At 60.5% G+C, this 22,558-nt stretch carries 18 protein-coding genes and 2 tRNA genes; 16 read left to right on the top strand and 4 right to left on the bottom strand.

What is annotated here, in order from left to right:
- Positions 1-3: 3 nt before the first annotated feature.
- The 9 genes from mutL to E4T63_RS02735 all read left to right on the top strand — a co-directional run bounded on the left by mutL (position 4) and on the right by E4T63_RS02735 (position 11,602).
- Positions 4-1,902, top strand: coding sequence for a DNA mismatch repair endonuclease MutL (gene mutL, locus E4T63_RS02695; RefSeq protein ID WP_171061819.1), 1,899 nt, complete (start codon positions 4-6; stop codon positions 1,900-1,902).
- Positions 1,902-2,873, top strand: a complete 972-nt coding sequence (gene miaA, locus E4T63_RS02700; protein WP_096794765.1) for a tRNA (adenosine(37)-N6)-dimethylallyltransferase MiaA — start codon at positions 1,902-1,904, stop codon at positions 2,871-2,873. The genes mutL and miaA overlap by 1 nt, the downstream gene beginning before the upstream one ends.
- A 94-nt stretch (positions 2,874-2,967) precedes the next feature.
- On the top strand, positions 2,968-3,228 hold the full coding sequence (gene hfq / locus E4T63_RS02705; protein WP_003221112.1) for an RNA chaperone Hfq: 261 nt from the start codon (positions 2,968-2,970) through the stop codon (positions 3,226-3,228).
- A 12-nt stretch (positions 3,229-3,240) separates the two neighbouring features.
- Positions 3,241-4,542 carry a ribosome rescue GTPase HflX gene (gene hflX / locus E4T63_RS02710; RefSeq protein ID WP_003221114.1) on the top strand — a complete coding sequence of 434 codons (1,302 nt, stop codon included), beginning with the start codon at positions 3,241-3,243 and terminating at the stop codon, positions 4,540-4,542.
- A gap of 96 nt (positions 4,543-4,638) precedes the next feature.
- Entirely contained in the window at positions 4,639-5,814 is a 1,176-nt protein-coding gene (gene hflK, locus E4T63_RS02715) for an FtsH protease activity modulator HflK (RefSeq protein WP_007967435.1), read from the top strand.
- Positions 5,814-6,683, top strand: a complete 870-nt coding sequence (gene hflC, locus E4T63_RS02720; protein ID WP_027611416.1) for a protease modulator HflC — start codon at positions 5,814-5,816, stop codon at positions 6,681-6,683. The genes hflK and hflC overlap by 1 nt, the downstream gene beginning before the upstream one ends.
- 313 nt (positions 6,684-6,996) lie before the next feature.
- On the top strand, positions 6,997-8,184 hold the full coding sequence (locus E4T63_RS02725; protein WP_047600701.1) for an ATP phosphoribosyltransferase regulatory subunit: 1,188 nt from the start codon (positions 6,997-6,999) through the stop codon (positions 8,182-8,184).
- 54 nt (positions 8,185-8,238) lie between these two features.
- Positions 8,239-9,528: an adenylosuccinate synthase gene (locus E4T63_RS02730; RefSeq protein ID WP_003221122.1), complete on the top strand. Its 1,290-nt coding sequence runs from the start codon at positions 8,239-8,241 to the stop codon at positions 9,526-9,528.
- A 139-nt stretch (positions 9,529-9,667) separates the two neighbouring features.
- Positions 9,668-11,602, top strand: coding sequence for a methyl-accepting chemotaxis protein (locus E4T63_RS02735; protein WP_098966935.1), 1,935 nt, complete (start codon positions 9,668-9,670; stop codon positions 11,600-11,602).
- 100 nt (positions 11,603-11,702) lie between these two features.
- On the opposite strand, the gene E4T63_RS02740 is transcribed toward E4T63_RS02735, so the two are convergent.
- The 4 genes from E4T63_RS02740 to E4T63_RS02755 all read right to left on the bottom strand — a co-directional run bounded on the left by E4T63_RS02740 (position 11,703) and on the right by E4T63_RS02755 (position 14,847).
- Positions 11,703-13,268 carry an ABC transporter permease gene (locus E4T63_RS02740; protein WP_135294836.1) on the bottom strand — a complete coding sequence of 522 codons (1,566 nt, stop codon included), beginning with the start codon at positions 13,266-13,268 and terminating at the stop codon, positions 11,703-11,705.
- Positions 13,268-14,278, bottom strand: a complete 1,011-nt coding sequence (locus E4T63_RS02745) for an extracellular solute-binding protein (protein WP_135294837.1) — start codon at positions 14,276-14,278, stop codon at positions 13,268-13,270. The genes E4T63_RS02740 and E4T63_RS02745 overlap by 1 nt, the downstream gene beginning before the upstream one ends.
- A gap of 215 nt (positions 14,279-14,493) precedes the next feature.
- Positions 14,494-14,580 (bottom strand) — tRNA-Leu (locus E4T63_RS02750).
- Positions 14,581-14,760: 180 nt separating this feature from the next.
- Positions 14,761-14,847 (bottom strand) — tRNA-Leu (locus E4T63_RS02755).
- Between the two features lie 225 nt (positions 14,848-15,072).
- On the opposite strand from E4T63_RS02755, the gene rnr reads away from it, so the two are divergent.
- From rnr to dnaB, 7 genes are all read left to right on the top strand, one after another.
- Complete coding sequence (rnr, locus tag E4T63_RS02760) at positions 15,073-17,703, top strand: ribonuclease R (RefSeq protein WP_027611420.1); 2,631 nt, start codon at positions 15,073-15,075, stop codon at positions 17,701-17,703.
- Positions 17,700-18,464 carry a 23S rRNA (guanosine(2251)-2'-O)-methyltransferase RlmB gene (gene rlmB / locus E4T63_RS02765; RefSeq protein WP_135294838.1) on the top strand — a complete coding sequence of 255 codons (765 nt, stop codon included), beginning with the start codon at positions 17,700-17,702 and terminating at the stop codon, positions 18,462-18,464. Before rnr ends, rlmB begins: the two co-directional genes overlap by 4 nt.
- Positions 18,465-18,773: 309 nt before the next feature.
- Positions 18,774-19,196 carry a 30S ribosomal protein S6 gene (gene rpsF / locus E4T63_RS02775; RefSeq protein WP_003221133.1) on the top strand — a complete coding sequence of 141 codons (423 nt, stop codon included), beginning with the start codon at positions 18,774-18,776 and terminating at the stop codon, positions 19,194-19,196.
- Between the two features lie 28 nt (positions 19,197-19,224).
- Positions 19,225-19,455, top strand: a complete 231-nt coding sequence (gene rpsR / locus E4T63_RS02780) for a 30S ribosomal protein S18 (RefSeq protein WP_002551829.1) — start codon at positions 19,225-19,227, stop codon at positions 19,453-19,455.
- Between the two features lie 36 nt (positions 19,456-19,491).
- Positions 19,492-20,385: a hypothetical protein gene (locus E4T63_RS02785; protein WP_027611422.1), complete on the top strand. Its 894-nt coding sequence runs from the start codon at positions 19,492-19,494 to the stop codon at positions 20,383-20,385.
- A 19-nt stretch (positions 20,386-20,404) separates the two neighbouring features.
- The gene (gene rplI / locus E4T63_RS02790) at positions 20,405-20,851 is read left to right on the top strand and encodes a 50S ribosomal protein L9 (RefSeq protein ID WP_003221136.1); all 447 of its coding nucleotides are present in this window, start codon (positions 20,405-20,407) and stop codon (positions 20,849-20,851) included.
- Between the two features lie 120 nt (positions 20,852-20,971).
- Positions 20,972-22,369 (top strand): replicative DNA helicase, encoded by a 1,398-nt coding sequence (dnaB, locus tag E4T63_RS02795; protein WP_047600693.1) that lies wholly within the window; start codon positions 20,972-20,974, stop codon positions 22,367-22,369.
- Positions 22,370-22,558: the final 189 nt, after the last annotated feature.

Genomic DNA, 22,558 nt, shown 5'->3' on the forward strand with positions numbered 1-22,558 from the left:
CAGGTGTTGAACGCCGCACGCATCGAACTGCTCAGCCCGCGGCTGGCGAACCAGATCGCCGCCGGCGAGGTGGTCGAGCGCCCGGCTTCGGTGATCAAGGAGTTGCTGGAAAACAGTCTCGACTCCGGTGCCAAGCGCATCGATGTCGATGTCGAGCAGGGCGGCGTCAAGCTGCTGCGGGTGCGTGACGATGGCAGCGGCATTTCCGCCGACGACCTGCCGCTGGCGCTGGCCCGTCACGCCACCAGCAAGATTCGCAATCTCGAAGATCTGGAGCAGGTGATGAGCCTGGGCTTCCGTGGTGAGGCACTGGCGTCGATCAGCTCCGTGGCGCGCCTGACCCTGACCTCGCGCACCCGCGATGCTGATCAGGCCTGGCAGGTCGAAACCGAAGGTCGCGACATGGCGCCTCGGGTGCAGCCGGCGGCGCATCCGGTCGGTACCTCGGTGGAAGTGCGCGACCTGTTTTTCAATACGCCGGCGCGGCGCAAGTTTCTCAAGACCGAAAAAACCGAATTCGATCACCTGCAAGAAGTGATCAAGCGTCTGGCGCTGGCGCGTTTCGACGTGGCCTTCCATCTGCGCCACAACGGCAAGACCATCCTCAGCCTGCACGAGGCCCACGATGATGCAGCCCGCGCCCGGCGTGTGGCGGCGATCTGTGGTTCGGGGTTCCTCGAGCAGGCGCTGCCGATCGAGATCGAGCGCAATGGCCTGCACCTGTGGGGCTGGGTCGGGTTGCCGACCTTCAACCGCAGCCAGGCGGACTTGCAGTATTTCTTCGTGAACGGCCGTGCGGTGCGCGACAAACTGGTGGCGCACGCGGTGCGTCAGGCTTATCGCGATGTGCTGTTCAACGGTCGTCATCCGACCTTCGCGCTGTTTTTCGAAGTCGATCCGGCGGCGGTGGACGTCAACGTGCACCCGACCAAGCACGAAGTGCGCTTCCGTGACGGGCGCATGGTGCATGACTTCCTTTATGGCACGTTGCACCGCGCCTTGGGTGATGTGCGTCCGGAAGATCAGCTGGCCGGCTCTGTCACCACCGCTGTGGTGCGTCCAACCGGTATCGAGGCCGGCGAGTTCGGCCCGCAGGGCGAAATGCGTCTGGCGGCCAACGCGCTGCTGGAACAGCCGCAGGCGCAACCGGCGTTCAATACTTCGTCGGGCGCCAGCGCTGGTGGCGCTTATCAGTATCAGTACACGCCGCGTCCGCAGTCGGCTGTGCCGGCCGCCGAGGCACAAGCCGCTTACCGCGAGTTCTTCGCACCGTTGCCGGAAGCGAATGCCAACGCGCTGCCAGCCGGCCAGGAAGACATTCCGCCGCTCGGTTACGCGCTGGCGCAGCTCAAGGGCATCTACATTCTCTCCGAGAATGCTCAGGGGCTGGTTCTGGTGGACATGCATGCCGCGCACGAGCGGATCATGTACGAACGCCTGAAAATCGCCATGGCCAGCGAAGGTCTCAGCGGTCAGCCGCTGTTGGTGCCGGAGTCGCTGGCGGTCAGTCAGCGAGAGGCCGATTGCGCTGAAGAACACGCTGCATGGTTCCAGAAACTGGGCTTCGAGCTGCAGCGTCTGGGCCCGGAAACATTGGCAATCCGCCAGATTCCGGCGCTGCTCAAGCAGGCCGAGGCCAATCGTCTGGTGGGTGACGTGCTGTCGGACCTGATGGAATACGGCACCAGCGACCGGATTCAGGCGCACCTGAACGAACTGCTCGGGACCATGGCCTGCCACGGCGCGATCCGCGCCAACCGGCGCCTGGCCCTGCCGGAAATGAACGGCCTGCTGCGCGACATGGAAAACACCGAGCGCAGTGGACAATGCAACCATGGCCGACCGACCTGGACCCAACTGGGCCTGGACGATCTGGACAAACTGTTCCTGCGCGGTCGTTGATGAGCCAGCTTCCTCCAGCGATTTTCCTGATGGGCCCGACCGCTGCGGGCAAGACCGACCTGGCCATCGAGCTGACCAAGGTGCTGCCGTGCGAGCTGATCAGCGTCGACTCGGCGCTGGTCTATCGCGGCATGGACATCGGCACCGCCAAACCTTCCAAAGAATTGCTGGCCGAGTTTCCGCACCGGTTGATCGACATTCTCGATCCGGCCGAGGCCTATTCGGCTGCGGATTTCCGTCGCGATGCCCTGCAAGCTATGGCCGAGATCACCGCACGCGGAAAAATTCCGCTGCTGGTTGGCGGCACCATGCTCTATTACAAGGCGTTGGTTGATGGCCTGGCGGACATGCCGGCGGCGGATCCCGAAGTCCGTGCGCAGATCGAGGAAGAGGCTGCACGCCTTGGCTGGCAAGCCTTGCATGATCAACTGGCGAGCATCGATCCGGTATCGGCGGCACGCATTCATCCGAACGATCCGCAGCGCCTGAGTCGGGCGCTGGAGGTTTATCGGGTCAGCGGTCAGAGCATGACTGCCCTGCGTCAGCAACAATCTGCGCAAAGTACTGAAGCAGCCGCTTCGGGACGGCAACAATTGCCCTATACTGTCGCGAACTTGGCCATTGCTCCGGCAAATCGCCAGGTACTGCATGAGCGCATTAAACAAAGATTCACAAATATGCTGGAACAGGGGTTCATCGACGAGGTCGTAGCCCTGCGTAAAAGAAGTGACCTGCATTCCGGGTTGCCGTCTATACGTGCGGTAGGCTACCGCCAAGTCTGGGACTACCTGGATGGCAAGCTGTCGTTAGCTGAAATGCAGGAACGCGGCATCATTGCCACGCGTCAATTGGCCAAGCGCCAGTTCACCTGGCTGCGCAGCTGGGAAGAACTGCACTGGCTGGACAGTCTTGATTGCGACAATCTGCCACGCGCCTTGAAATACCTTGGGACCATCTCCATATTGAGCTGAGTCCTTGCAATTGCCGTCTATCCTTGGGGGTGTGGCGGCCAAAGCCATCTGAATTACCTATTTTTATTATTGAATCCTTAAAGGAGTGCGGCACATGTCAAAAGGGCATTCGCTACAAGACCCTTACTTGAATACTTTACGTAAAGAGAAAGTTGGGGTTTCCATCTACCTGGTCAACGGTATCAAACTGCAAGGCACGATCGAGTCGTTCGACCAGTTCGTTATCCTGCTGAAAAACACCGTCAGCCAGATGGTTTACAAACACGCTATCTCGACAGTCGTGCCAGTACGTCCAATTCGTCTGCCTAGCGCAACCGAATCCGATGCGGGTGACGCTGAGCCAGGTAACGCCTGATAGGAGTCTCCTTTGTTCTTTGAGCGCCACGGTGGTGGTGAGCGAGTCATCCTCGTTCACTTGGAAGGTCAGGACCCTGAGGCGCGCGAAGATCCGCAGGAGTTTCAGGAATTGGCTAATTCGGCGGGCGCCGAGACCGTTGCGTTTTTTAACGTACCGCGTCATCGGCCAACCGCCAAATTCCTGATTGGCAGCGGCAAGGTCGAGGAATTACGCGACCTGGTCCATGCCGAAAAGGCCGATCTGGTGATTTTCAATCACATTCTCACGCCCAGTCAGGAACGTAACCTCGAACGTGTTTTCGAGTGTCGCGTGATCGACCGTACCGGCCTGATTCTCGATATCTTCGCTCAGCGCGCCCGTACCCATGAAGGCAAGCTCCAGGTAGAACTGGCCCAGCTTGATCACATGAGCACCCGCCTGGTTCGCGGCTGGACTCACCTTGAGCGTCAGGGTGGCGGTATCGGCATGCGTGGCCCGGGTGAAACCCAGCTCGAAACCGACCGGCGTCTGCTGCGGGTTCGTCTGCGTCAGATCAAGGGTCGTCTGGAAAAAGTGCGCAGCCAGCGCGAGCAATCGCGTCGCGGCCGTTCCCGTGCGGATATCCCTACCGTGTCTCTGGTGGGCTATACCAACGCCGGCAAATCCACGCTGTTCAATAACGTGACCAAATCCGAGGTGTACGCGGCCGACCAGTTGTTCGCCACCCTCGACCCGACCCTGCGCCGTCTGGAACTGGACGACCTGGGGCCGATCGTTCTGGCTGACACGGTAGGGTTCATTCGGCACTTGCCGCACAAGCTGGTCGAGGCATTTCGGTCTACGCTCGAAGAGTCGAGCAATTCCGACCTGCTGTTGCACGTGATCGATGCGGCCGAACCGGATCGCATGTTGCAGATCGAGCAGGTGATGGTGGTACTGGGCGAGATCGGAGCCCAGGACTTGCCGATCCTCGAGGTATACAACAAACTCGATTTGCTTGAAGGCGTTGAGCCACAGATCCAGCGCGATGCCGATGGCAAACCGCAGCGGGTCTGGCTGTCGGCGCGCGATGGCACGGGGCTGGAATTGCTTGAGCAAGCCATTGCCGAGTTGCTGGGCAGTGATTTGTTTGTGGGGACATTGCGCTTGCCGCAACGGTTCGCTCGACTGCGTGCGCAGTTCTTCGAACTCGGTGCGGTACAGAAAGAAGAGCATGACGAAGAAGGCATCTGCCTGCTGGCCGTTCGTTTGCCCCGGGTCGAGTTGAATCGACTGGTAAGCCGCGAAGGATTGCAGCCGATGGAATTCATCGAGCAACACACTTTGCAATAAAAGCCTGGCAAAGCGGTTGTGCCGCAACGGCAGGCATTCTGTAGCATTGGTCGGCGCGCCGTGGGTGCGTCTTTGCTTTATCAGATGGAGAGCGCTATGGCTTGGAATGAGCCGGGTGGCAACTCGAATAATCAGGATCCTTGGGGTGGCAAGCGCCGCAATAACGGCGACCGCAAGGGGCCACCGGATCTCGACGAGGCCTTCCGAAAGCTGCAGGAAAGCCTGAACGGGTTGTTCGGTGGTGGTAAGAAACGCGGTGGTGATGACGGCGGTGGTTCGGGCAGGAGTGGTGGCGGCTTCGGCGGTCTGCTCGGCATCGGCCTCGTGGTGCTGGCGGCTGTCTGGCTGTACAGCGCGGTCTATGTGGTCGACGAGCAGGAGCAAGCCGTGGTGCTGCGCTTCGGCAAGTACTACGAGACCGTCGGCCCCGGCCTGAACATCTACTTCCCGCCGATCGACAAGAAGTACATGGAAAACGTCACGCGTGAGCGTGCCTACACCAAGCAGGGCCAGATGCTGACTGAAGACGAGAACATCGTCGAAGTGCCGCTGACCGTGCAGTACAAGATCAGCAACCTGCAGGACTTCGTGCTGAACGTCGATCAGCCGGAAATCAGTCTGCAGCATGCGACCGACAGCGCCCTGCGCCACGTGGTGGGTTCGACCGCCATGGATCAGGTGCTGACCGAAGGTCGTGAATTGATGGCCAGCGAAATCAAGGAGCGTCTGCAACGTTTCCTCGATACCTATCGCACCGGTATCACCGTCACCCAGGTCAACGTACAGAGCGCAGCGGCACCGCGTGAAGTGCAGGAAGCCTTCGACGACGTGATCCGCGCCCGTGAAGACGAGCAGCGTTCGCGCAACCAGGCGGAAACCTACGCCAACGGCGTCGTGCCGGAAGCCCGTGGTCAGGCCCAGCGTATCCTCGAGGATGCCAACGGTTACCGCGACGAAACGGTTTCGCGCGCCAAGGGTGAGGCGGATCGCTTTACCAAACTGGTCGCCGAGTATCGCAAGGCCCCTGAAGTCACCCGCCAGCGTCTGTACCTGGACACCATGCAGGAAGTCTTCAGCAATACCAGCAAGGTACTCGTGACCGGCAACAAGAACGGCCAGAGCAACCTGCTTTACCTGCCGTTGGACAAAATGATCCAGAACAGTTCGGGCAGCAATGCGCCGGTTACCGGTTCGGCTGCCGCCAGCAACAACACGGACGTCGCGCCGCATGTCACTGACCTGCCGCAGACACGTACAAGGGAGACCCGCTGATGAGCAATAAATCGCTGATCGCCCTGATCGTTGGCGTTGTCGTGGTGCTGGTGGGCTGGAACTGCTTCTATATCGTGGCTCAGACCGAGCGCGCGGTGCTGCTGCAATTCGGTCGTGTGGTTCAGGCCGATGTCCAGCCGGGCCTGCATGTGAAAGTGCCTTACGTTAACCAGGTGCGTAAATTCGACGCACGTCTGATGACGCTGGATGCACCGACACAGCGCTTCCTGACCCTGGAAAAGAAAGCCGTGATGGTCGATGCCTACGCCAAGTGGCGCGTGAAAGATGCCGAGCGCTTCTACACCGCGACTTCCGGCCTCAAGCAGATCGCCGACGAGCGTCTGTCCCGTCGTCTGGAATCCGGTCTGCGTGACCAGTTCGGCAAGCGCACCCTGCACGAAGTGGTGTCGGGTGAGCGTGATGCGCTGATGGCTGACATAACCGCGTCGCTGAACAAGATGGCGGAAAAAGAGCTGGGTATCGAAGTCGTCGATGTCCGGGTCAAGGCCATCGATCTGCCGAAAGAAGTGAACCGCAGCGTGTTCGAACGTATGAGCACCGAGCGTGAGCGTGAAGCTCGCGAGCACCGCGCCAAGGGTAACGAGCTGGCCGAAGGCATCCGTGCCGACGCCGATCGTCAACGCCGCGTGCTGCTGGCTGAAGCCTATCGTGAGTCCGAAGAGATTCGCGGTGATGGCGATGCCCAGGCCGCTGCGATCTACTCCAAGGCCTACGGCCAGGATCAGGAGTTCTACGGTTTCTACCGTAGCCTGCGTGCCTACCGTGAAAGCTTCGCGAACAAATCCGACGTCATGGTTCTCGACCCAAGCAGCGACTTCTTCCGTTACCTGGAAAAGTCCAAGCCTTGATACGACGTTGACCTGAATCATTCCGCCCGGCGGCTAAAACCTCGGGCGGGGTGATCCTTTGGGAAAACGTGTGTATGATGCGGCAGCCGGGAAATTCCCGGCTTTTTTGCGTCTGCACGTTTGATTGCTGTTTTTTGTTGCAGGCATCGGGTTGAATGGCCCGAGCGTTTTTCGAGGAAAGTGATGGGCGAAGCCGGTAACAGGCCTTTCGCCGCGTCGTTCATGCGCGTGCGTTTTGAACGGATCGGTCATTTTCTGCTTCACTCAAGGCTCGCCCGCAGGCTGGCCGCCCGGATCAAAGGGGAATGGCGTAATGGCAACGGTAGACCGCTGGCTGCTGCCAGATGGCATCGAAGAAGTACTGCCACCGGAAGCGGCGCGCATTGAAGTCGCGCGTCGTCAGGTGTTGGATCTGTTCCAGAGCTGGGGTTACGAGTTTGTCGTGACTCCCCATATCGAGTACCTGGAATCCCTGCTGACCGGTGCGGGCCAGGACCTGGATCTGCGTACCTTCAAGGTCATCGACCCGCAGTCGGGTCGGCAGATGGGGTTCCGTGCCGACATCACGCCGCAAGTGGCGCGCATCGATGCGCATACCCTGCGTCGCGAAGGCCCTAGCCGCTTGTGCTACGCCGGCAGCGTGCTGCATGCCCAGCCGCGTGCACTGTCGTCCTCGCGCAGTCCGATTCAACTGGGTGCCGAGCTGTACGGCGATGCCAGCCCGAGCAGCGACGTTGAAGTGATCAGCCTGATGCTCGCCATGCTGCAACTGGCCGATGTGCCGGATGTACACATGGACCTTGGCCATGTCGGCATCTACCGTGGTCTGGCGCGCGCCGCCGGTCTGTCCGGTGAAGTCGAGCAGCAGTTGTTCGATGCGTTGCAACGCAAGGCCATCGACGAGGTCATTACCTTGACCGAAGGCCTGCCGGCCGATCTGTCCGGCATGCTGCGGGCGCTGGTCGATCTGTGTGGCGGACGTGAAGTACTGAGTGCGGCCCGTGAGCGTCTGGCCAATGCACCGGCGCCGGTTCTGGCGGCGCTGGAAGATTTGCTGGAGATCGCCGATCGTCTGGCGACGCGTTTCCCGGAGTTGCCGCTGTACTTCGACCTGGGCGAGCTGCGCGGCTACCACTACCACACGGGTGTGGTGTTCGCGGTGTTTGTCCCGGGCGTGGGCCAGTCCATCGCTCAGGGCGGTCGTTACGACGACATCGGCGCCGACTTCGGTCGTGCCCGTCCGGCGACCGGCTTCTCTACCGATTTGAAAACCCTGGTGACCCTGGGGCGTGCTGAGATCGAGCTACCGTCTGGCGGTATCTGGATGCCTGACAGTACGGATGCGGCACTCTGGCAGCAGGTTTGCCAGTTGCGCAGTGAGGGTCAGCGTGTCGTTCAGGCATTGCCTGGACAACCTTTGGCCGCCGCCCGTGATGCGGACTGCGACCGGCAATTGATTCAGCAGAACGGGCTTTGGCAAGTATCGCCACTGGCTTCTTGAGTTTTCCTGCCGGCCATCGCCGGCACCAAGTTTGCGCGAATGAGGACAAGTGTTATGGGTAAGAATGTCGTAGTCCTGGGCACCCAATGGGGTGATGAGGGCAAAGGCAAGATCGTTGATCTGCTGACCGAACATGCTGCCGCCGTAGTGCGCTACCAAGGTGGCCACAACGCTGGCCACACCCTGGTGATCGACGGCGAGAAAACCGTCTTGCACCTGATCCCGTCGGGCGTGCTGCGCGAAGGCGTGCAGTGCCTGATCGGCAACGGCGTGGTGGTTGCACCTGACGCCCTGCTGCGTGAGATCACCAAGCTGGAAGAGAAAGGCGTACCGGTGCGCGAGCGCCTGCGTATCAGCCCGTCCTGCCCGCTGATCCTGTCCTTCCACGTGGCGCTGGACCAGGCCCGTGAAAAAGCCCGTGGCGAGCTGAAGATCGGTACCACCGGTCGTGGCATCGGCCCGGCTTACGAAGACAAGGTTGCACGTCGTGGCCTGCGCGTGGGCGACCTGCTGAACATGCCGCGCTTCGAAGACAAGCTGCGTGAACTGGTGGATTACCACAACTTCATGCTGGTCGGTTACTACAAAGAGCCGGCCATCGAGTTCGAAAAGACTCTGGCCGAGTGCAAGGAATACGCTGAGCTGCTCAAGCCGCTGATGCTCGACGTGACTGCCGAGCTGCACGACCTGCGTCGCGCCGGCAAAGACATCATGTTCGAAGGCGCTCAGGGTTCGTTGCTCGACATCGACCACGGTACCTACCCGTACGTGACCAGTTCCAACACCACCGCAGGTGGCGTGGCGACCGGTTCGGGCGTTGGCCCGATGTTCCTCGACTACATCCTGGGCATCACCAAGGCTTACACCACTCGCGTCGGTTCGGGTCCATTCCCGACTGAGCTGTTCGACGACGTGGGTGCGCATCTGGCCAAGCAAGGTCACGAGTTCGGCGCTACCACCGGCCGTGCCCGTCGTTGCGGCTGGTTCGACGCCGTCATCCTGCGTCGCGCTATCGATGTGAACAGTATCTCGGGCATCTGCCTGACCAAGCTGGACGTACTCGATGGTCTGGAAACCATCAACATCTGCACCGGCTACAAGGACGCGCAAGGCAATGCCGTGGCGCCGACCGACGCTGACAGCTACGTGGGCCTGCAGCCTGTGTACGAAGAAGTGCCGGGCTGGACCGAATCGACCGTGGGTGCCAAAACCCTGGAAGAGCTGCCAGCTAATGCTCGTGCCTACATCAAACGCGTTGAAGAGTTGATCGGCGCGCCGATCGACATTATTTCGACGGGCCCGGATCGCAACGAAACCATCGTTCTGCGTCATCCGTTCGCTTGATAAGTCGTTGATGTAAAAAACAAAGGCCCCTTAATCGGGGCCTTTGTCGTTTATGCCTGTTGGACGGCATGACCTTTGCTGTAAATCTTCCTACAAGAGTGCCATCAAATTAATGGCGTCAGAAGTAGAGGGATTCACAGTGTCGGCCGTTCTCTCACTGTTACAAAGCCGTTTGTTGCGGCCCGTGTTCGTTACCCTTGGTATCGCCCTTTTGGTGCAAGTGCTGGTGGCAGTCGCCCTGACACGAAGCACGGTCACGGCGCTGGAGGCCGATCTCGGCACTCGTCTGGGCGCTGACAGCCAAAAGCTCTCCGGCGAGCTGGAACAGGCCGGGCGTGAGGTCACCTCAAGCCTCGATAACCTTTCCTCAAGTACCCGGCAGCGTCTGACCGCCGGCCTGTCTTCCCGTCTGAAGGAGGAGCAGGCGCAACTGCGTACGACACTGGAAAAAGATCTCAAGGACTCGGCCAATGACATGGCTCAGTTGCTCGCCTCGGTGGCGCCGCGCGCCATGTGGGACAGCGACGTGCCGACCCTGTCCGAATTTGCTCGTCGCGCCCAGCGCAATCCCAACGTGTTGTTCGTGGTTTACGACGATGCCACCGGTCAACACCTGACGCGTTACCTCAACCGCGAAAATCCGATCAACAAGGCTTTGCTGGAAAAAGGCCAGGGCGAGCGCGCGCTGGACAAGGTGCTGGACGCGGCGAAAAACGATCCGTCGGTCTACTACCTCGAAGCCTCGATCAACCCTAACGGCGTGGAAATCGGCAAAGTGCTGATGGGCGTCTCGACCGCGTCGGTGGAAACCGATCTGGCGGCGCTCGACCAGCGCTTCTCGGCGCTGATCGCCAGCAGTGATCAACTGGTGGGCGACAGCCTCAAGGGCGCCGCCGCCGACAGCGCGACGGCAATGCAGGCGCGCCTGCAGTCGGCGCAATCCACCGCTGCCGAAATGAAAGCCAATACCACCAGCACGGTACAGGACGCCGCTGCGACCTTGCGCTGGCGGATCGGCATGGGTCTGGCGCTGGTCGGCTGTGGCGTGCTGCTGTTGCTGGCGGTGGTGCTGGGGCACCGGGTGGTCAATCGCTTGAAGATGCTCAATGCGGCGATGGACGATCTGGCGGCAGGCGAGGGCGACCTGACTAAGCGCGTGCAGATCAACAGCAAGGACGAAATCGGCGACATGGCCTCGGCGGTCAATCGCTTTGTGGATAAGTTGCAGCCGATCGTGCGCGAGGCGGGCGACGTGGCCCAGCGTACCGGTGTGGAAATCGGCGCCATGACCCTGCGCAATGCCGGTGCCGACGCAGCGGCCGGGATGCAGCGTGACGAAGTGGCGGAAAGCCTGCGCGCGCTGTCGCAAATGGCTGACGAGGCGCAATCGGAAAGCCATGCCATGCAGGCGGCGTTGAAGCAGGTGGTGGATATTCGCCAGGCCACCGATGAAAACACTCGTACCTCGGCGAAAGTCGGCAGCCTGATCGAGGCGCTGGCAGGGCAGGTTGATACCGGGGCGAAAGTCATCGAGCGACTGGCGCAGCAGAGCGAACAGATCGAAGTGGTGCTGACGGTGATTCACGGCATCGCCGAGCAGACCAACCTGTTGGCCCTGAATGCGGCGATCGAAGCGGCGCGGGCCGGTGAGACCGGCCGCGGTTTTGCCGTGGTCGCGGACGAGGTGCGCGCGCTGGCGAGCAAGACGCAAAGCTCGACCGGTGACATTCAGGCGCACATCGTCGCGTTGCAGCAGGGCGCGCGTGAGGCGGTCGAAGCGATCGGCCAGGCGGGGCGTCAGGCCAGCGAAGGTTTGCTGGTGTTACGCGACAGCGCACGGTTGCAGCAGTCAGTGCAGGCCTCGGTCGAGCAGGTGCATGCGGCGATCGGTCTGGCAACGCAGGCAGCGGCGCATCAGGCGCAGGGCGCGCAGGCAGTGCGTGGGCGGGTCGAAACGATTCATGCCCAGGCCGAGAAAGCGGCGCAGGCGGTGGTGGAAACCACGGCCAGTGGCAAGGTGCTGGATGGGCTGGCGGCGCAGCTGAAGGCCAGTCTGGGACAGTTCAGGGCCTGATGTTTCCCCCTTCGCGAGCAGGCCAGCTCCCGCATTCGATCGCATTCCTCTGGTGGGACTCGGTCAAACTGTGGGAGCGGGCTTGCTCGCGAAGGCGATTTCAGCGGCTCAGATACATCCGCGTCGTCAGCAGATACACCGGCAACCCCGACACCACAATCAACAACGCCGCATAAGGCGCTGCCGCCGCGAACTCGACATTTGCCGTATGCGCCCAGACCTCGGTCGCCAGCGTGTTCAGCCCGGTCGGACTGAGCAGCAGCGTCGCCGTCAATTCCTTCATCGCATCCAGAAACACCAGCGCAAACGCCGCACCCAGTGCCGGGAAGATGATCGGCAGGGTCACCCGGCAAAACGCGGTGAATGACGATGCCCCCAACGTGCGTGCCGCTTCCTCCAGCTGCGGCGCAGCCTTGTTCAGTGCCGTGCGAATCGGCGCCTGTGCCAATGGCAGGAACAGCAGCGCATAAGCGATTAGCAGCAATGTCGAGGTCTGGTACAGCGCCGGCACGTAGTGCAGGGCGAAATAGACCAGCGTCAGCGCGATTACCAGGCCCGGCAAGGCGTGGAGCAGATACGGCAAGCGTTCGGCCCAGATCGCCAGTTGGCCCTTGTAACGCACCACCAGCAACCCGACCGGCACCGCCAGCAGCAGGCACAGCGCTGCGCCACCCAGCGACAAGGCCAGCGAAGACAGCAGGGCTTCGGTGATCGCCGCGACCGGGAACGCTGCCGATGAGCCCACCGCCAGCCAGTACGCGAGCATTCCCAGCGGAATCCCGCTACCGACAATCGCCAGCAACAGGCAATAGAACTGACCGGCAACCGCCCACGGTCCCAACCGCACTTGCTCGGCTCGACGCGCTGCACCCTGGCCGGTGCGCACATGGCGCCCTTTACCGCGCACCCGCAGCTCCAGCCACAGCAGCATCAGACACAGCGTGAGCAGCACCGCCGAAAGCATCGCCGCATTGGCGTTGCTGAATTCCAGTTCGAATTGCTGGTAGATGGCGGTGGTGAAGGTTTGCAGGCCGATGATCGACAGCGCGCCGAACTCGACCAGCATGTGCAGGGCAATCAGCAGCGAGCCAGCCAGCAGCGACGGCCAGAGCAGCGGCAGGGTGACGCGGAAAAACACGCCCCAGCGATTCTGTCCCAAGGTGCGAGCCGATTCTTCAAGGGACGGATCGAGGTTGCGCAGGGTCGCCGCGACCGGCAGAAAGATCAGCGGATACTTCGACAGGCTCATCACCAGAATCGCCCCGCCGAGGCCTTCGAACTGCGCGCTCAACGACACCCAGGTGAAGCTGCTGACGAACGCCGGCACCGCGAACGGCAAGCACAGAACCACCCCCCACAGGCGACGTCCCGGTAGATTGCTGCGCTCCAGCAGCCACGCCAGTGACAGGCCGATCACGCCGCAAGTCAGCGTTACGCCGACCATCAACGCCAGGGTGTTGCGCAGCAGACCGAATACGTAAGGGCGCCACAACAGGTGCAGCGCTTCGGCCCAGCCGGCCTGCCAGGCTTTCAGGCCGACATAGGCCAGAGGCAACAGGCTCATGATCACCAGCAATAAGACCGGCAGCACCAGCCAGATCGACGGGCGCTTGCGTCGTGGTACGTAACCCCCGCGCGCGGCGGGGGTGGATAACGATGCGGCCATCAGTTCAGGCCAACTTCACGTTCCAGCTCCAGCGCTTCTTCGGCGTTGCCCAGGTCGGCCGGGGTCACGTTCGGGGCTTCTAATTCGCTGAACGGCTTGAGCCCGCGATCCGATTCCATACCTTTGTGCAGCGGGTATTCGGCGGTGGTCTGAGTGATCACGCGCTGGCCTTCCTCACTGGCCATGTAGGCAAGGAATTGCTGGGCTTCTTTTGGATGTTTGCTGGATTTCAGCACGGCAGCACTGGATACGGTGATCAGTCCGCCGACGTCGCCGCCGGTGAAGTAATGCAGTTTCGAGTCGAGTTTGCCTTTCTCACGCTGCAGGGCGAACCAGTAGTAGTTGTTCACCAGCACCGTAGCGACTTCGCCGTTTTCCACGGCTTTGAGGGCGACCATGTTGTTGCTGTAGGTTTTACCGAAAGCGCGCAGCCCGGTCAGCCATTCCTCAGCGGCGTCGCGACCGTGCATCTTGATGATCGCCACGGCCTGTTCCTGGAAGGCGCCGCTGGTCGGGACGAATCCGACTTTGCCTTGCCACTTTGGATCGGAGAATTCCATCACCGACTTCGGCAGGTCTTTCTCAACGACCAGTTTCGGGTTGTAGGCAACCACGCGAACCCGCGCGGTGACACCGATCCAGGTGCCGTTGCCGGCGACGTATTGCTTGGGCAGCACGGCCAGCGTGGCGTCGTCAGTCTTGGCCAGCAGGCCTTGCTCGCCGAGGTTGTTCAGCGGAGGAGATTCTTCGGTGTAGATCACGTCGGCGGGGGAACGGTCGCCTTCTTCGATGACCTGGCTGGCGAGCTGGTTGCTGCTGCCCTTGCGTACGTTGACGTGAATGCCGGTCTTGGCCTCGAAAGCCTTGGCGATCGCATCGCCGACTTCCTTGTGTTGACCGTTGTAGAGCGTCAGGGAAACCGCATCGGCTGCCTGGGTGAGGGGAGTGGCGAGTGCCAGGCCGAGCAGGGTGAAGGTCAAGCCGCGGCGCAGGGTATTTCGAAACATCATTCGCAGGGTTCCTCACTGTCGCATTGCAAAAACTTGCAACAATGATAAACGATATTGTTTCTCAAGTGCGCCTTGCGACGAGGGCGGAGGTTTGCTAGAGCATGATCTGGTGATCATGTGTGGCGAGGGAGCTGCAGGTTTTCAAACGCCAGAAACGCAAAAACCCGCTTTCGCGGGTTTTTGGGAAACTCAACGTCGTAACCTTGAGTTTGAATTGGTGCCCAGAAGAAGACTCGAACTTCCACGACCGTAAGGTCACCAGCACCTGAAGCTGGCGTGTCTACCAATTTCACCATCTGGGCATTCATCGCGAGCGTTGCCGCTGTTGATGTGGCGCACTATACGGAGCGCTTTTTGATCTGTAAACCCCTGATTTAATTTTAATTAATCAGTTTTAACAAACCCGTTCCTTAGAATGCAAAAAACCCGCTTTCGCGGGTTTTGTGTGAGTCTTGAAACTGATCTAGTCTCAAACTCGAAATTGGTGCCCAGGAGAAGACTCGAACTTCCACGACCGTAAGGTCACCAGCACCTGAAGCTGGCGTGTCTACCAATTTCACCACCTGGGCATCTCGTCAACGTATGTACGTCGTCGATGGCGCGCACTATACGGAGCGCCTTTTTAACTGTAAACCCCTGTCAGCAAAAAAAATGAATTTTTTTACCAGCGGTGTTCAAAAGGGCTTTCAGGCGTCGATACAAGGCTCCAGAAGGGCCTTATATAGTCGGAAATTTCCCGTTTGATGGCGCCTATGCCAAACTAACCCGCATATAGACAAGGTGAAAACTCTCTAATGGCCGATTGGCAGTCCCTCGATCCCGAGGCCGCTCGTGAAGCGGAAAAATATGAAAACCCTATTCCCAGCCGCGAACTGATCCTGGCGCATCTCGCCGATCGGGGTTCGCCTGCTGCCCGCGAGCAACTGGTTGAAGAGTTTGGTCTGACCACAGAAGACCAGATCGAAGCCCTGCGCCGCCGCCTGCGCGCCATGGAGCGCGACGCTCAATTGATCTACACCCGCCGTGGCACCTATGCGCCGGTGGACAAGCTCGACCTGATCCTCGGCCGCATCAGCGGCCACCGTGACGGTTTCGGCTTCCTGGTGCCGGACGACGGCAGCGATGACCTGTTCATGAGCCCGGCGCAGATGCGTCTGGTGTTCGATGGCGATCGTGCGCTGGCCCGTGTTTCCGGTCTCGACCGTCGTGGCCGCCGTGAAGGCGTGATCGTCGAAGTGGTGTCCCGTGCCCACGAAACGATCGTCGGTCGCTACTTCGAAGAGGGCGGTATCGGTTTTGTCGTTGCCGACAATCCGAAGATCCAGCAGGAAGTGCTGGTTACGCCAGGCCGCAACGCCAACGCGCAGATCGGTCAGTTCGTCGAGGTGAAAATCACCCACTGGCCGACGCCGCGCTTCCAGCCGCAAGGCGATGTGGTCGAAGTGGTCGGCAACTACATGGCGCCGGGCATGGAAATCGATGTCGCGCTGCGTACCTACGACATTCCGCATGTCTGGCCTGAAGCGGTACTCAAAGAAGCCGCCAAGCTCAAGCCGGAAGTCGAAGAAAAAGACAAAGAGAAGCGTGTCGACCTGCGCCATCTGCCGTTCGTCACCATCGACGGCGAAGATGCCCGCGACTTCGACGACGCGGTCTACTGCGAAGCCAAACCGGGCAAGTTGCGCCTGTTCTCCGGCGGCTGGAAGTTGTACGTGGCGATTGCCGACGTTTCCAGCTACGTGAAGATCGGTTCGGCGCTGGACAACGAAGCCCAGGTACGCGGCAACTCGGTGTATTTCCCCGAGCGCGTGGTGCCGATGCTGCCTGAACAGCTGTCCAACGGCCTGTGCTCGCTGAACCCGCACGTCGATCGTCTGGCCATGGTTTGCGAGATGACCATCTCCAAGTCCGGCGAAATGACCGACTACTGCTTCTATGAAGCGGTGATCCATTCCCACGCCCGTCTGACCTACAACAAGGTCAGCGCGATGCTGGAAACCCCGAAAGCCACCGAAGCGCGCAAGCTTCGCGGCGAATACACCGACGTGGTGCCGCACCTCAAGCAGCTCTATGCGCTGTACAAAGTGTTGCTGGCTGCCCGTCACGTGCGTGGCGCGATCGATTTCGAAACCCAGGAAACCCGGATCATCTTCGGTTCCGAGCGCAAAATTGCCGAAATCCGTCCTACCACCCGCAACGATGCGCACAAGCTGATCGAGGAATGCATGCTGGCGGCCAACGTGGCCACCGCCGAATTCCTCAAGAAGCACGAAATCCCCGCGCTGTACCGTGTCCACGACGGCCCGCCACCGGAGCGTCTGGAAAAACTGCGCGCGTTCCTCGGCGAGCTCGGCCTGTCCCTGCACAAAGGCAAGGATGGCCCGTCGCCAAAGGACTATCAGGCCCTGTTGGCGAGCATCAAGGACCGTCCGGATTTCCATCTGATCCAGACCGTGATGCTGCGCTCCCTGAGCCAGGCGGTGTACAGCGCCCAGAACGAAGGCCACTTCGGCCTGAATTACGAAGCCTATACCCACTTCACCTCGCCGATCCGTCGTTACCCGGACCTGCTCACGCACCGCGCCATCCGCAGCGTGATCCATTCGAAACAGGACACTCCGCACGTTCGTCGTGCCGGGGCGATGACCATTCCGAAGGCGCGCATCTATCCGTACGACGAAGCGGCGCTGGAGCAACTCGGCGAGCAGTGCTCGATGAGCGAGCGCCGTGCCGACGAAGCCACCCGCGATGTGGTGAACTGGCTCAAGTGCGAGTTCATGAAAGATCGCGTGGGCGAATCGTTCCCGGGGGTGATCACCGCCGTGACCGGTTTTGGTCTGTTCGTCGAGCTGACCGATATCTACGTCGAAGGCTTGGTGCACGTCACCGCGCTGCCAGGCGATTACTACCACTTCGACCCTGTGCATCACCGCCTGGCGGGCGAGCGCACCGGTCGCAGCTTCCGTCTCGGCGATACCGTTGAAGTGCGCGTGATGCGCGTCGATCTCGACGAGCGCAAGATCGACTTCGAGATGGCCGAAAAAACCATCAGCGCACCGATTGGTCGCAAGAAACGTGGCGCCGATACCGCAGCGCCTGCGAGCAAGGCTGTGGAAGACAAGGCTCCGGCCAAAACCGCTAGCCGTCGTCCGGCCAAGGAAAAAGCTGTCGAGGCCTATCGCCCGAGCGATGCCGTGGCGAAAAATGCCGAGCTGCGCAAAAGCCGTGAATTGAAGAAGGCCTTGCTGGCCGAAGCCAAAAGCGGTGGTAAAGCGGCGTCTGGGGGAAAGACCGGACGGTCGGCGCCTGAGAAGGCCGTCGGCGGCAAGCCAGCCAAACCGAGCAAACACCGTAAAGGCCCGCCAAAAGCGGGTTCGGCTCCAGCCAAAAGTGGCGGGTCGCGTAAACCGAAGGCGAAGTCATGAGTCAGTTGGAAAAAATCTACGGCGTTCACGCGGTAGAAGCGTTGTTGCGTCACCACCCGAAACGCGTCAAGCAGATCTGGCTGGCCGAAAGCCGCAACGATCCGCGCGTGCAGACCCTGATCGAACTGGCCAACGAAAATCGTGTGCAGATCGGTCAGGCCGAGCGCCGCGAAATGGACGCCTGGGTTGAAGGCGTGCACCAGGGCGTGGTGGCGGACGTCAGTCCGAGCCAGGTCTGGGGCGAGGCGATGCTCGATGAGCTGCTCGACCGTACCGAAGGCGCACCGCTGTTGCTGGTGCTCGACGGCGTGACCGACCCGCACAACCTCGGCGCCTGCCTGCGTTCGGCGGATGCTGCCGGCGCGCTGGCGGTGATCGTGCCCAAGGACAAGTCGGCAACCCTGACGCCGGTGGTGCGTAAAGTGGCCTGCGGCGCGGCGGAAGTGATTCCGCTGGTGGCGGTGACCAACCTCGCGCGCACTCTGGAAAAGCTTCAGCAGCGCGGTCTGTGGGTGGTCGGCACGGCGGGTGAGGCCGAGGTCAGCATTTATGACCAGGACCTGACCGGCCCGACCATCCTGATCATGGGCGCCGAAGGCAAAGGCATGCGTCGCCTGACTCGCGAGCACTGCGACTATCTGGTGAACCTGCCGATGGCCGGCAGCGTCAGCAGCCTCAACGTGTCCGTGGCCACCGGTGTGTGTCTGTTCGAAGCACAGCGTCAACGCGGCGCCAAGGCCAAGGCTGCAGCCAAGAATTAAGGCTGTACGCAAACAAACTGTGGGAGCGGGCTTGCTCGCGAAAGCGGTGTGTCAGACAACAATAATGTTGCCTGATGAAACGCATTCGCGAGCAAGCCCGCTCCCACAGTGTTTTGTGCGAAGGCAAAGAAATGGTGGTTGTTCAAATAATCACCAATTGCCTTGCACCTCCGCAGTCCCTTCTCTACAATTGCGCCCCTTGCTGTGACGGCAGGCACGCATGTGCCCCGCGCCAGCAAGTCCATAAGTGTCATTCACTCCTTGTCTGACCGTTTTTGAGCGGCAGGCTACAACCCGTAAGGAGCATTCATGCGTCATTACGAAATCATCTTTCTGGTCCACCCTGACCAGAGCGAGCAAGTCGGCGGCATGGTTGAGCGTTACACCAAGCTGATCGAAGAAGACGGCGGCAAAATCCACCGTCTGGAAGACTGGGGCCGTCGTCAACTGGCCTACGCAATCAACAATGTTCACAAGGCTCACTACGTGATGCTGAACGTTGAGTGCACTGGCAAGGCCCTGGCCGAGCTGGAAGACAACTTCCGCTACAACGATGCAGTGATCCGTAACCTGGTCATCCGTCGCGACGAAGCCGTTACCGGCCAGTCCGAGATGCTCAAGGCTGAAGAAAACCGCAGTGAGCGCCGTGAGCGTCGCGACCGTCCTGAGCACTCCGACGCTGATGGCGTTGAGGGTGATGACAGCGACAACAGCGATAACGCTGACGAGTAATCCACGGACCTTTTAAGGAGCCTATCAAATGGCACGTTTCTTCCGTCGTCGTAAATTCTGCCGCTTCACCGCTGAAGACGTGAAAGAGATCGATTACAAAGATCTCAACACTCTGAAAGCCTACGTATCCGAGACCGGCAAAATCGTTCCAAGCCGCATCACCGGTACCAAAGCTCGTTATCAGCGTCAGCTGGCCACCGCTATCAAGCGCGCCCGCTTCCTGGCCCTGCTGGCCTACACCGACAGCCACGGCCGCTGAGACCGGGCAGTCGACAAGTAGCAAAGGATTGAATGCATGCGTGCCTTAGCTGAGTTCATCATGCGAGGCCGTATGCAGGCCACTCTCGTGGTGGCCGGATGTGCAACATTGCCGTTGTTGTATTGGTTGGGTGCTGCCGCCGGGAGCCTGGTGCTTCTGCGGCGCGGACTGACGGACGCCCTGGGTGTTCTGTCTCTGGGGCTGCTGCCGGCTTTGGTCTGGTGGCTGTATGCCGATGATCCACGGGCACTTCTGGTGCTGCTGGGGTCTTCGGGGCTTGCGTTGGTGTTGCGCGCAAGCGAGTCCTGGGTTCGCACGCTGTTGGTCAGCGTAGTGATTGGAGTGGTGTTTTCAGTGGTGCTCGGGGCAGCGTTTGCGGCCCAGATCGAGATGCTCGCGCAGGCCTTGATAAAGGTCATGCCGGCGCTTCTTGGTGAAACCTACAAGCAATTGTCGGTCGATGAGCAAGCGCGCTTCGCGTCCCTGATTGCACCAGTCCTGACCGGACTGATTGCGGCTCTGTTGCAGATCGTCAGCGTGCTGAGCCTGATTGTCGGGCGGCATTGGCAGGCGTTGTTGTACAACCCGGGTGGTTTTGGTCGCGAGTTTCGCGCCATCCGGATCCCGCTGGGGCCGGCGATGTTGCTGCTGGCGTTGATGCTTCTGGGCCCGAATCTCGGTGCACAGATGGCCATGTTGACGCCGTTGTGCAGTGTACCGCTGGTGTTCGCCGGACTCGCCCTGATTCACGGGCTGGTCGGGCAGAAGCGACTGGCCGGTTTCTGGCTGGTGGGGTTGTACGTCACGCTGCTGTTGTTCATGCAGCTGCTCTATCCGTTGCTCGTGGTTCTGGCCATTGTCGACAGCCTGATTGATTTTCGCGGTCGTCACGTGTCGAAAGACACCGATAACGCGAACGGTGAAGGTTAAAAGTTAAGAGGATTTCCACATGCAACTGATCCTTCTGGAAAAAATCGCCAACCTGGGCAACCTGGGCGACAAAGTAAACGTTAAGGCCGGTTACGGCCGTAACTACCTGCTGCCTTTCGGCAAGGCTACCGCTGCGACCGCTGCCAACCTGGCTGCGTTCGAAGAGCGTCGTGCCGAGCTGGAAAAAGCCGCCGCAGACCGTAAAGCATCGGCTGAAAGCCGTGCTGCCCAACTGGCCGAGCTGGAAGTGACCATCACTGCCACCGCTGGCGACGAAGGCAAGCTGTTCGGTTCGATCGGTACTCACGACATCGCTGACGCACTGACCGCTTCCGGCGTTGAAGTGCAGAAGAGCGAAGTTCGTCTGCCGAACGGCACCATCCGCAACGTGGGTGAATTCGACGTGGCTGTGCACCTGCACGCCGAAGTTGAAGCCACCGTACGCGTTGTCGTGGTAGCAGCTTAAGCAATACTTGTCGGCTGGCACCCTCGGGTGCTTGCCGGTAACATCGGGCACGATCCTGTTTACAGGTCGTGCCCTTTGTCTTTCTGGTACTCCCGTTTTCAAACCTGACTCCAAGTGGCCATGAACGAAATCACCGCTCCCGAGCAATACGATCTGCAAACCGCTGCCCTGAAGGTGCCGCCGCATTCCATCGAGGCCGAACAGGCCGTACTCGGTGGTCTGATGCTGGACAACAACGCCTGGGAACGCGTGCTCGATCAAGTCTCCGACGGCGATTTCTACCGACATGACCACCGTCTGATCTTCCGTGCGATCGCCAAATTGGCCGATCAGAACATGCCGATCGACGTCGTGACACTTGCCGAGCAACTGGACAAGGAAGGTCAGACGTCCCAGGTCGGCGGCCTCGGTTACCTCGGCGAACTGGCGAAAAACACGCCGTCCGTCGCCAACATCAAAGCCTATGCGCAGATCGTTCGCCAGCGCGCGACGTTGCGCCAGCTGATCGGTATCAGCACCGAAATTGCCGACGCCGCCTTCAACCCTGAAGGCCGTACAGCCGAAGAGATCCTCGACGAAGCCGAACGGCAGATCTTCCAGATCGCTGAGGCGCGGCCGAAGACCGGCGGCCCGGTGGGGGTCAACGAACTGTTGACCAAGGCCATCGATCGCATCGACACCCTGTTCAACACTGCCGACGCGATTACCGGTCTGTCCACCGGATATACCGACCTCGACGAGAAGACCAGTGGCCTGCAGCCGTCCGACCTGATCATCGTCGCCGGCCGTCCGTCGATGGGTAAAACCACCTTCGCGATGAACCTGGTGGAAAACGCCGTACTGCGCAGCGACAAGGCGGTGCTGGTGTACTCCCTCGAGATGCCAGGTGAATCGTTGATCATGCGTATGCTCTCGTCCCTCGGTCGTATCGACCAGACCAAGGTGCGTTCCGGCCAACTGGAAGACGACGATTGGCCGCGCCTGACCTCGGCGGTCAACCTGCTCAACGACCGCAAGCTGTTCATCGATGACACCGCCGGCATCAGCCCGTCGGAAATGCGCGCGCGGACCCGGCGTCTGGTGCGCGAGCACGGCGACGTCGGCCTGATCATGATCGACTACCTGCAGCTGATGCAGATTCCCGGCTCCAGCGGTGACAACCGGACCAACGAGATTTCCGAGATTTCGCGATCCCTGAAAGCCCTGGCCAAGGAATTCAACTGCCCGGTGGTGGCGCTGTCGCAGCTCAACCGTTCCCTGGAACAACGTCCCAACAAGCGTCCGGTGAACTCCGACTTGCGGGAATCCGGAGCGATCGAGCAGGACGCCGACGTCATCATGTTCGTGTACCGGGACGAGGTGTATCACCCGGAAACCGAACACAAGGGCATCGCCGAAATCATCATCGGCAAGCAGCGGAACGGCCCGATCGGCTTTATCCGCCTGGCCTTTATCGGTAAGTACACCCGCTTCGAAAACCTCGCGCCGGGCAGTTACAACTTCGACGACGATGAGTAAATTCTTCATCGTTTGAGCTGACGCTTTCGCGAGCAAGCCCGCTCCCACACCTGGAATGCATTCAAATGTGGGAGCGGGCTTGCTCGCGAATGGGCGTGGCGCAATTTCCGACCACAGCCGTCGGAATTGGTCAAAATTTGTGCTATATTCCGCGCCCGCGAAATTCAATGAAAGCCAACACCGGTTATC

It is taken from the genome of Pseudomonas fluorescens, assembly GCF_004683905.1.
Classification (GTDB): Bacteria; Pseudomonadota; Gammaproteobacteria; order Pseudomonadales; family Pseudomonadaceae; genus Aquipseudomonas; species Aquipseudomonas putida_A.